Here is an 8,651-nt window from a genome sequence, read left to right on the forward strand (position 1 = left end):
GAGCCCGACGAGCTACCAGACTGCTCCATCCCGCGACTAATTCTTTTTTCACAAAGTGAAACGTTAAGATAGGCGTTAACTTAAAAGCAACGGTTTATTTTGCTTTCCCCGTCTCAACGAGGTGCGTATTATAGGTAAGTTATAAAAATAGTCAACAGGGAATTATCCATTTTGCCTTTTTTATTTTAAAAAAGAAAAACTTAGCGCGAAATAATGCAAATAAAACGCAACAACAATGTTCAATCATTTATGCATTGTATTTTATGATTACAACACTATTAACATCCTCAACAACCATTCATCATGCTTGAGCAGAGCATGCGCTATTGGAGAAGAATCGTGTCAAATAGTATTGAAAAAATTCTTAAAAAGTCTTCCTTACCCGCGAACAAAGAAGCTGCCTTACCGGGCAGGCAGGAACCGCTTTCTATCTCTGGCATTCATGCCGTCAATTCAGAATCCATGACACGTCAACCAAGTGCCGATGAAAGTGAAGTTGTACTAGGAATGGGTTGTTTTTGGGGAGCTGAACGTCAGCTCTGGAATACGCCTGGTGTTGTGACCACATCGGTCGGCTATGCAGGCGGCTTCACGCCTAACCCAACCTATGAGGAAGTCTGTTCAGGCCAAACGGGTCATGCTGAAGTGGTAAAAGTCTTATTTAATAAAAAAGAAACGTCATTAGAAGCTATTTTGAAAGTCTTTTGGGAAAACCATGACCCAACACAGGGAATGCGTCAAGGCAACGATATTGGTAGTCAATACCGCTCTGCTATTTATGTCATGAGTGATGACGATATTGCCATCGTAGAAGCTAGCAAAGCGGCCTATCAAAAACAGCTATTAGAAGCAGGCTACGCGATGATCACCACCGAAATAGAACCCCTAGAAACTTACTATTTCGCGGAAGAATACCATCAGCAGTACTTACACAAGAACCCAAATGGCTATTGTGGACTAGCGGGCACTGGCGTCAATTGCCCCATTGGCTTAGGCGTATAAACACGGAGTCTATCCACAAAATAGTCCGTTTTGCTAATTACATTGAGGACGTAAAAAAGCCCGAGTTACAAAGTAATTCGGGCTTTTTTTCATCCATCTATCGGCAAAGAAAAGACTTAACCATCTAGATTGATATTGTACTCGTGATCGTTGTAAACCACTTTGATCGAGTCGGTGCTGTTTACATGACCATCTCCGTTGGAATCAAATGATGTATGATCCGCAATACCAGAGTTACCACTGCCAAAAGTTGCTACATCGTGACCATCAACTTTAACGTGTTTGTCGGTAACCGACACATGGGCTGATAAAAAGCTTTCAATCGCATCAGTGGACGCATCCTTACCAGGATCACCTGTCGCACCAGACAATAAATCTGTTATGTCTAACGCATCATCTTTGGCATTAAAGTCGGTAATGGTATTGGTAGCGCCTTTATCTAAAATAAATAAATCATCACCAGATCCGCCAGTAAGGACGTTATGACCCGATCCACCGTCCAAGACATCATTACCAGCGTCACCAAATAGCGTATCATCACCACTACCACCTAATAAGAAGTCATTACCGTCTCCACCATGTAGTTCATCATTACCATCATCACCGGTAAGCAAATCGTTTCCGCCCAAACCATAGATAGTATCGTCTCCGCCGTTACCATAAATCGTATCGTTTCCACTCCGCCAGTTATTAGGATTATTACCCTGAAGAGAATTACCCCAATCAGAGTCAGAATAAGCATAATAAGGATTACCAGCTGCATTCTCTATAGCTGATGCACCAGACTCAAAAGTGGTACCACTCGATTCAGTAACCGTACTTCCTGTACCATGAACGGTAATATTGATGCTATTGGTGACCGAATCACCGTCCTTATCAACCACGGTATACTCGTAATTCACGTCTTGTGAATGACCTTTACTTAATGATCCCATGAGGCTATCACTGGCTGTATAGGTGTAGTGGCCATCAGCGCTTACACTAAATACGCCCTGATCATTAGTAATGGTACTGACACCATCAATAGTAGAAAGTACATCTCCAGGCTGACTCACGCTAGCGACAACATGATCTACTGGATCATCAGCAGTCGCTTCCGTATGCAATATACCTGTTATCGAGTTTAGTGAATCCGAATTAACTGGCTCTACATGAGCCACAACCGAGTAAGTATTCGTTTGGTTTTCAGGAGTCGTTACGGTAGTCACAACTTGATTATTGCTGTCTAAGAATCCATCTAAAGACACATTATAACGAACACCATTCACCTCAACTGGTATACTAGATGCCGTCAAAGTCAGCGAATCGCCCGTTTGAGACCCTGAGTTCAGTGTATCATCCGCTGTAATCAAAGACGATAAATCCACGTTTACCACCGTTCCATTAATCGTCAAAGCGGCGGTAATGGCTAAGTTCGTTGAGACTAAACTGTCTTTATCTACGCTTGTCTCCTGATTTACGTGAGTCAGTTTAGCAACAACGAATTCATCTCCTGTGTTAACGTTGCTCGATGAAGCAACATTTTCAACACTCAATGCACTTCTACCATAGGTGCTATCAGCTCCCCAAGTTAATTGACTATCGGTTGCACTGGAACTATCTCTCGTCAAATCATTAAATTTGTCATCGGTAAACTGAACAGATGACTCTACCGACGATATAGCACTCGCTAAATTTAGCTCTGCATGCTGAGCTGACATATGAGCGGACTCACTGTCACCGCCAACACTTTCTGATGAGGTTGCTGTCGCTGTAATAGCATATGCATCTGAACCATTCGGTACGGTAATAGTTAACCCTAGATCCTTTAGATCCTTACCCGTAGGATTATCAATATACCAGTTACAATTTTCTAGTTTACTAACACCATCTCCATGTATGACCGCTCCTGTTGGTACTCCAGAAAGAGTAATGCCACTTAATGTCTCGCTACCGTCGGTATCAGTCAGTGCAGCAGCCAGATCCAACTCATAGGTGTTACTACCACTAGATTTTGTAATATTTAGAGCATCATTATACGATGTTCCATCACCAAAGATGATGCCACCTATATTATTAAAGTTAACGGCTATATTTCCATTAGCATCTTTAATTGAACCATAATAGTTGCTTAAGCTATTATTAATATTTACACCAGCACTGATAGTATAATCGCTCTGAGAGCCATTTAAGTAGAGATAATCAAGTCCATTGCCACCATTGATATTATTCAAATGGTGTCCACCAGATGTAACACTGTCTAATCGACCATTGACCACGATAACATCAGCATGTCCTTGGGAGGAGTTATTATCATTAATATTACCTGATTTATTGTAGGTACTGTCGCTCGCATTAATGACAACACCGCCACCACTAAGAGAAATATTTCCACCTTGAATTGTAAAGACAGGCGTTTCGCCATTTTTAACAACGACCTCAGAAGCGTCGCTATCCACCAGATCACCAATCGAAATGGTCAGATCAGGTGCGTCAGCAACCGGTTTAATATCCACCGCTAGAGTGGCTTCGTCTCCTTCTAGCCCGTGGCTATCAACCGGTTTAAAGCCAATATGAGCGTAATCAGCTTGCTGATTGCCTACTCCTGTACCACCATAACCATCAATACCAGACTCATTTTCACCGGGAACAAAACGAACATTCCCCCCATCGAATTGTGCCTTAGTCAATTCACTTCCTACAGCTACAGTCTGCCAGTTTCCATTATCACCTTGAACTTGCAGTTCTCCGCCACCTGAAAGCTGAGTCACTTTGATACTTAACGACGAGTCGCTATTCGAATCACTAATATTAAGCTCACTCCAGCTAAGTGATAAAGCCGTATCCTCAACACCCTCTACACTACCACCAGAGGCTGTTGGCATATTATCGACCGTGACATTAATCTCTTTTGTCGCACTCGCTGTATCGTGATTACTTGCTTCAGTCGATGTCGCTGTAAACGCTAAAGAGAAGCTACCTGAATAATCATCCGGAGCCTTGATCGACATATTATTAAAATCAGTCGTCGTACCAAGATCAATCACTTGATTTGTCGATTCGAAGGTATAGGTAACAGGGTGACCTTGCGAATCAGTAATGGTTAACGTCGTACCAACAGGTGCACCCGTAACGGTGGTACCCAAGGTTTCAGAACCATCTTTATCAGGGGTGGTGACCGTAAAACCAGTAAGAGGAATATTGGACGTACTTGCCCCTTCATCGCGTACCTCAGGCACGTAATAATCTAAGTGACCATCATCATCACTTACTGCGATGCCAGCGTCTTCAATCGCTTTTACATCGGTAAATAATTCAAAGTGCTCAGTATCTAATGTGACGGGGTCACCATTATTTATACTGACGGATACATTGTAATCACCTGGCCCAGTTTGATTATGGTGAGCAAACACAATCGGATAATACCCTGACTCTTCCACCGTAATCGTCTTACTATCAATCGCCCCTTTATCATGCCCCCATTCCGCTTGGGCATCGACTTCTGCGCCAACTTTAATATAGAGACTATCGTCTCCATTGCCAGTAAATTGGTATGTATTTCCTTTCTCAAGATAGATAAATCCATTAATGACTGTTAGCGTACCAACGTCCTTAGATGGCGCAGCAAATATGCCATCTACGGTTGAACTCACGGCAGCGGCAGAATCACTATGACTAGCAACAATTTCAGCTAATCTAGCAGGATCAACACCCTTTCCACCTACTGCATTATGACCGGCTCCTGAATCCACATTATTCCAAACATGGTAGTTCAGGCCATTAGAGTGAACACTATTAGTGGTATCAAACTCTGGCGTATCAGCTACTGCGGCTATTTTAATGGATAACGTATCACTGGCCCCAGTTGACGTTGTATAAGTCACTTGTGGAACATCACCAGACCAATTTGCCGTTGGTACAAATTTATAGGAACCATCTGCATTTAAGGTTAGGGTGCCGACATCTTTCCCGTCATCAACCCCGCTAGTTCCTTTGATAACAACCGTACTACCCACCGAATATGATGTATTATCGCCCTCAACGGTAAAGGTAGAAACCGTCAACCCACCATCTAAGTCTGAATCGTTAGACAACACACCTTTATCAGCATTGACAGATAAGATATGGTCTTCTGTTCCATCCCCTGTGTCTGAATGAGTATGAGTAATGTCTACTGTCGCACTATCCTCACCAGCCCCAGATACATTACCAGCACTATCTGTTTGCGTTGCTTTAACATCAATGCTTGCGCCTTCATCTACGGTTTCTGTCCAAGTAATTGTATTATCACTATAACTGTAGGTACGAGGATCATCCTCATCTGAGCTAACAACTTTATAGCTACCATCATCATTTACAATTAAGGACAGAGCGACGGCCGTCACTACACCGTTATTGGTAATATTCAATGACACCGAGCCATTTGGCGCTTCCAATTCTTTTCCATCAACGGAAACACTTACCTGAACACCAGGCCCATATAATGCTAACTCGGCTTTAGAAATAACCTTGTTATCATTGATATCGTCCATAATTTTCACAGTTGGCGTAGCTGTGGCTGTGGTGTCAACGATAGCACTACTTTGTCCTTGTTCTGACGCAACACCTAAGCTATTGGTTTGTATTGCAGCGACACTAATGTCAGACCCGTCAGCTACTGTCTCCGTAAAACTAATCGTACCAGTCGATGAATCATAACTATATTCTTGACCATCTGAGTCAAGCAGTTTGCCGTCTTTCAAGCTCAAAATAACAGTCGATTCAGTCTCACCATTGTCAATGGTCAACGTCACGTTACCACCCGCTTCAAGCTGACTATTATCAACAGCAACTTGTATTTGAACACCGTCCCCACCTGTTGCCAATTCAGTTTTGTTTATAAAACCGTCGTGATTAGCGTCGTCAACAATTGTGACAGCTGGGGCTTCAGTAGCGCCTACATCAACAGCACTATTGGCAGAAGCCGTTGCTGTGTTGCCAGCAGCATCCGTAGCTGTTGCAGTAATACCAAGTGAGAAATTTGTGTTTCCGTCTGGTACCGTCATCGTGAGATCTTTATCGATAGAATCAAGAGCCTCACTTGTATGAGGTACATTGATTGTCCATGTACCATCACTATTTTTAGTACCTTCACTAAGGGTTGCGTTATCTGGTACTCCTATAATAGTAACAGTCAACGTCGCTGCGTTATCCGCAACACTGGTTACTGCGGCACTAATATCAACCTTATATTCATAAGTTGTTTCCGTGTTTGTCAGGGCAACTCCATCCCCTTTACCAAAACCAAAACCTTCGATGTTATAAAAGAACAGCTTCTCTCCAGTATCTTTGTCTACCAAGATACCATTCATATTGCCTAGGCCATTCACATCACAGCTAAAAGTAATGGACTCAAATTTATAATGATCGGCAGTCTTACCTAAATATAAAACATCCGTACCGGAGCCACCGTTTACGGTAGACCACCCTAAATCATTAATGGCAATAATATCGTTGCCAGCTCCGGTAGCTATAGTCGATGCACCCATATCGCCATCAACGACAACAATATCGTTGCCGTCTCCGGTATAAATACTAGAAGCCTGCATTGGGCCATCTACGACAACGACGTCATCTCCACCACCTGTATAAATACTAGATGCTTGCATCTGACCAGATAAAGTTACTGAATCATTGCCATTACCCGTATTAATAGTGGATGCATGCATTTGACCAGAGAGATTCACAGAATCCTTGCCATCTCCAGTAATAAAAGTGGAAGCTCCCATATCTCCAGTCGCTTCAATAATATCATCACCATTACCTGCATTAATGGTCGAGCCAGAAAGCTTGCCGTCCACTTTTATTTGATCATTTCCATCACCTAATAAAATGGTAGAACCACCAAGGTCACCATTAGCAACAACTACATCATCACCGTCTTCGGTAACAATGGTTGAGCCTTTTAAGTCACCTTCAAACTCGAGGAAATTATCATCGTCGTTTGCTTTTATTGTATCTAACTGAACCGTATCCTTCGCAAACACTTCATCATCAGAAGTCATCTGATAAACACCAGTAATTTTATCAGTATGAACAGGCACACCCGTTGTATCGGGCTCAGTTACTGTTGCAGCTGGAACAACCAAAGGTGCTGATGGATTAAATACAATATTATTGATATCTTTTGTATTCGGTTCATAGAGGGCAAAGTCCCCACCGCCTAATGCCGACGCTTCTAAATTAAATTGCAGAAACTTGGTATTCCCAAATACATCTTTTTCTAGCTGAACTTCCGTTTCAGATTTAATGTTCTGCTGACCATTAAGGAATGAAGACAAACTTCCCAAAAGCTGAGCAGATTGAGACGCAACGGTCGTTGTATTGATATGTGAAAATTCAACAGAAATACCCGCGTCAACCGTTACCTTAGTGTCTAAGGTGACATCTAATACTTTGGATGTCGCTGTATTACCTGCTTTATCTGTCGCAGTAGCCGTTAGGTTATTTTGACCTTCTGACAAATCACCAGCCTTCGCAGTAAAGGTCCACTTACCATCGGCATTTTTTGTGGCCTCACCTAACGACGTACTACCATCAAACACTTCAACTTTCACTACATCCTGATCAATATTCGTCAACGTAAACGTCGGGGTGGTGTCGTTGGTCAGGTCGTCGCTATCACTGTCGCCACTGTCGCTGCTGGCGTTCAGCTCGATCCCTGGTTGGTTGATCGTGGTGTCCACACCGTAGCTTTCAGTGGTGCTCGCCGTGGTGCTGTTGCCCGCTTTGTCACTGGTGGTCACGCTGGCCTCTATCGTATGGTCCGCATCAGACACTAAGTCACTGCCTTTAACATCGATACTATAAGTACCGTCCGATTTCACCTCACCCGTGTACGTTACTGCCGCTTGACCAGCCGCCTGCAACGTCAACGTCACCGTATCACCCGTTTTGACCTCGCCACTGACTGTACCCGTCACCGCGATGTTCTCTTTGGATTCCGCTAGGTTAATGGTGTCGTCGGCAGTAATAGGGTCAATCGTAATGCCTGCCGCAGGACCGGTGGTGTCCACAGTGTAACCTTCTGTCGCCGTCGCGGTGGTGCTGTTGCCTGCTGCGTCACTGATGGTCACGCTGGCTTGGATACTGGTGCTGCTGGCCGCCGCCAACACACTGCCTGGAATACTAACGCTGTACGTCAAGTTAGTAGCCACGGTACCCGTATAGGTGTGGCCATCCACCGTTAAGGTAACGGTATCGCCCGCTTTCACATCACCGCTGACCGTACCGGTCACCGCGATGTTCTCTTTGGATTCCGCTAGGTTAATGGTGTCGTCGGCAGTAATAGGGTCAATCGTAATGCCCGCCGCAGGACCGGTGGTGTCCACAGTGTAACCTTCTGTCGCCGTCGCGGTGGTGCTGTTGCCCGCCGCGTCACTGATGGTCACGCTGGCTTGGATACTGGTGCTGCTGGCGCCCGCCAACACACTGCCTGGCACGTTAATGCTGTAGCCTAACACGCCATTGGTGCTGCTCACGGCCCCTGTATAAGTATGGCCGTCCACCGTTAAGGTCACGGTATCGCCCGTTTTGACCTCGCCACTGACTGTACCCGTCACCGCGATGCTCTCTTTGGATTCCGCTACGTTGATGGTGTCGTCGGCAGTAATAGGGTCAATCGTAATGCC

At 44.3% G+C, this 8,651-nt stretch carries 2 protein-coding genes; one reads left to right on the top strand and one right to left on the bottom strand.

What is annotated here, in order from left to right:
- Positions 1–339: 339 nt before the first annotated feature.
- Positions 340–1,002 carry a peptide-methionine (S)-S-oxide reductase MsrA gene (gene msrA / locus JHD45_RS21955; protein ID WP_325097346.1) on the top strand — a complete coding sequence of 221 codons (663 nt, stop codon included), beginning with the start codon at positions 340–342 and terminating at the stop codon, positions 1,000–1,002.
- 116 nt (positions 1,003–1,118) lie between these two features.
- Here the strand turns inward: msrA and JHD45_RS21960 are convergent, their stop codons facing one another.
- Complete coding sequence (locus JHD45_RS21960) at positions 1,119–8,648, bottom strand: Ig-like domain-containing protein (protein WP_325097347.1); 7,530 nt, start codon at positions 8,646–8,648, stop codon at positions 1,119–1,121.
- Between the last annotated feature and the right edge of the window lie 3 nt (positions 8,649–8,651).

It is taken from the genome of Marinomonas spartinae, assembly GCF_016461715.1.
GTDB classification, from domain to species: domain Bacteria; phylum Pseudomonadota; class Gammaproteobacteria; order Pseudomonadales; family Marinomonadaceae; genus Marinomonas; species Marinomonas spartinae_A.